This window comes from Streptomyces capoamus (assembly GCF_014654935.1).
GTDB classification, from domain to species: domain Bacteria; phylum Actinomycetota; class Actinomycetes; order Streptomycetales; family Streptomycetaceae; genus Streptomyces; species Streptomyces capoamus.
This window is the reverse complement of the sequence record NZ_BNBF01000012.1, coordinates 33073-35556: the sequence shown is the minus strand read 5'-3', so window position 1 is coordinate 35556 and position 2484 is coordinate 33073. Positions and strand designations below refer to the sequence as shown.

Sequence of the window (2484 nt, the reverse complement as noted above, 5' to 3'; positions counted from 1 at the left end):
GCCTACGAGCTGTCCCGTTCGGACGGCGTCGTGGAACAGATCATCCGCCCGACCGGCCTGGTCGACCCGGAGGTCGTGGTCAAGCCCACCGAGGGCCAGATCGACGACCTGGTGCACGAGATCCGCAAGCGCACCGACAAGGACGAGCGGGTCCTCGTCACCACGCTGACCAAGAAGATGGCCGAGGACCTCACCGACTACTTCCTGGAACTCGGCATCCAGGTGCGCTACCTGCACAGCGACGTCGACACCCTGCGCCGCATCGAGCTGCTGCGCGAGCTGCGCTCCGGTGAGTACGACGTCCTGGTGGGCATCAACCTCCTCCGAGAGGGCCTCGACCTGCCCGAGGTGTCCCTCGTGGCGATCCTCGACGCCGACAAGGAGGGCTTCCTCCGCTCGGGCACCTCGCTCATCCAGACCATCGGCCGTGCGGCGCGCAACGTCTCCGGCCAGGTCCACATGTACGCCGACAAGATCACTCCGGCGATGGAGAAGGCCATCGAGGAGACCAACCGCCGCCGCGAGAAGCAGGTCGCCTACAACAAGGCGAACGGCATCGACCCCCAGCCCCTGCGCAAGAAGATCAACGACATCGTCGCGCAGATCGCCCGCGAGGAGGTCGACACCGAACAGCTCCTCGGCTCCGGTTACCGCAAGACGAAGGACGGCAAGGCCACGAAGGCCCCCGTCCCGTCGCTCGGCGACAAGGCGGCCAAGGGCGCGAAGGCCGGCAAGGCCGCCAAGGGCAAGGCGGTGCCCACGGACCGTCCGGCGGCCGAACTGGCCGAGCAGATCGAGGAGATGACCGAACGCATGCGCGCCGCGGCAGCGGAGCTGCAGTTCGAGGTCGCGGCACGGCTGCGTGACGAGGTCTCCGAGATGAAGAAGGAACTGCGCCAGATGCGGGAGGCAGGCCTCGCCTGACTTCCGCGCCGGTGCCGTACCTCGGCATAAGCGCCAAGTGTTGCAACACCGACACAAAGCGCGGGCCGAGTGGCGGCACCGTCAGCGGCCCTGCGTAGGGTGCTGAGCAACCGCGCGGTGCGCAGCGACAGCCCGCTGCGGCAACTGGGGACCGTCGAGAGGGGATTCAGCCGTGTCCGTCAACTTGTCCAAGGGTCAGGCCATCAGCCTGGAGAAGAAGGACGGGGCCTCCCTGACGGCGGTCCGCATGGGGCTCGGCTGGCAGGCGGCGAAGCGGCGCGGCCTGTTCGGCTCGCGCACCCGCGAGATCGACCTGGACGCCTCGGCGGTCCTGTTCGCCGGTGGGGAGCCCAAGGACGTCGTCTTCTTCCGCCACCTGGTGAGCGACGACGGTTCCGTGCGCCACACCGGTGACAACCTCGTCGGCGGCGCCGGCCAGGGCGGGGACGACGAGGCGATCCTGGTGGACCTGCAGCGTGTCCCGGTCCACATCGACCAGATCGTCTTCACGGTGAACTCCTTCACCGGGCAGACCTTCCAGGAGGTGCAGAACGCGTTCTGCCGGCTCGTCGACGAGACCAACGGACAGGAACTCGCCCGCTACACCCTGGCCGGCGGCGGGCAGTACACCGCCCAGATCATGGCCAAGGTGCACCGGGCGGGCTCCGGCTGGACGATGACCGCGATCGGCGCCCCGGCCAACGGCCGCACCTTCCAGGACCTGATGCCGGCGATCGCGTCCCACCTCTAGGACCGGGCCGTCCACGAGCGACGGACCGTCCGCCCGTACCGGCGAGGCACGCGACGCGGAACGACACAGGGGGCGTCGGCGATGGCGGCTGAGCTGGTGCGGGGACAGAACCACCCCCTGACCCAGGTCCGGCTCGAGATCCGTATCTCGGCCGGGGTGCCGGTCCTGGCCGGGGCCGCACTCGCTGACGAGCACGGTACGGTGCGCGGCCGCCAGTGGGTGGCACACCCCGGCGCTCCCGCGGTGCCCGGTGTCGAGGCGCCCCGGCGGGCCGGCGCCGAGCACCGCCTGGCCGTCGACCTCGACGCCGTGCCGGAGGCCGCACACCGTGTCGACGTGTTCCTGGCCCTGCCCACCGGCACCGCGGCCGCATCCCGCTTCGGGGCCGTCCCGGCCCCGCACACCACGCTCATCGGCAGGGACGGCACCGAACTCGCCTCCTACACCGTCACCGGCCTGGACGCCGAGACGGCCGTCATCGCCCTGGAGCTCTACCGCAGGCAGGGCGTCTGGAAAGTGCGGGCGACGGGCCAGGGCTACGCGGAAGGGCTTCCCGCCCTCCTGGCCGACAAGGGGCTGAGCGACGCCGCCGGCCTCGCGACCCTCATCCATGAGGCGGCGGCCCGCAGGATGCCCGACGTGACCAGCGCGTCGACGCCCCCCTCCGGCCCGCGGACCACCGCGTCCGCTTGCCCGACTGCGCCTGCCGCGGGGCCGGTGCGGCAGCCGGCACGGCCGTACGAGCCGGAGAGCCCCGGCGACGGCGGTCCCGTTCCCCAGCGCCCCGCCGGCCCGGTCGACTACACGCA

At 71.2% G+C, this 2484-nt stretch carries 3 protein-coding genes; all 3 read left to right on the top strand.

The genetic code is table 11. The features are described 5' to 3' along the window. The coding region (locus tag IE312_RS40945) for a helicase-related protein (RefSeq protein WP_229900169.1) at nt 1-924 on the top strand (924 nt) is incomplete at its 5' end. A gap of 172 nt (nt 925-1096) precedes the next feature. Next, nucleotides 1097-1675 carry a TerD family protein gene (locus IE312_RS19830; RefSeq protein WP_189983634.1) on the top strand — a complete coding sequence of 193 codons (579 nt, stop codon included), beginning with the start codon at nt 1097-1099 and terminating at the stop codon, nt 1673-1675. Between the two features lie 81 nt (nt 1676-1756). Beyond that, the coding region (locus IE312_RS40940; RefSeq protein ID WP_229900167.1) for a TerD family protein at nt 1757-2484 on the top strand (728 nt) is incomplete at its 3' end.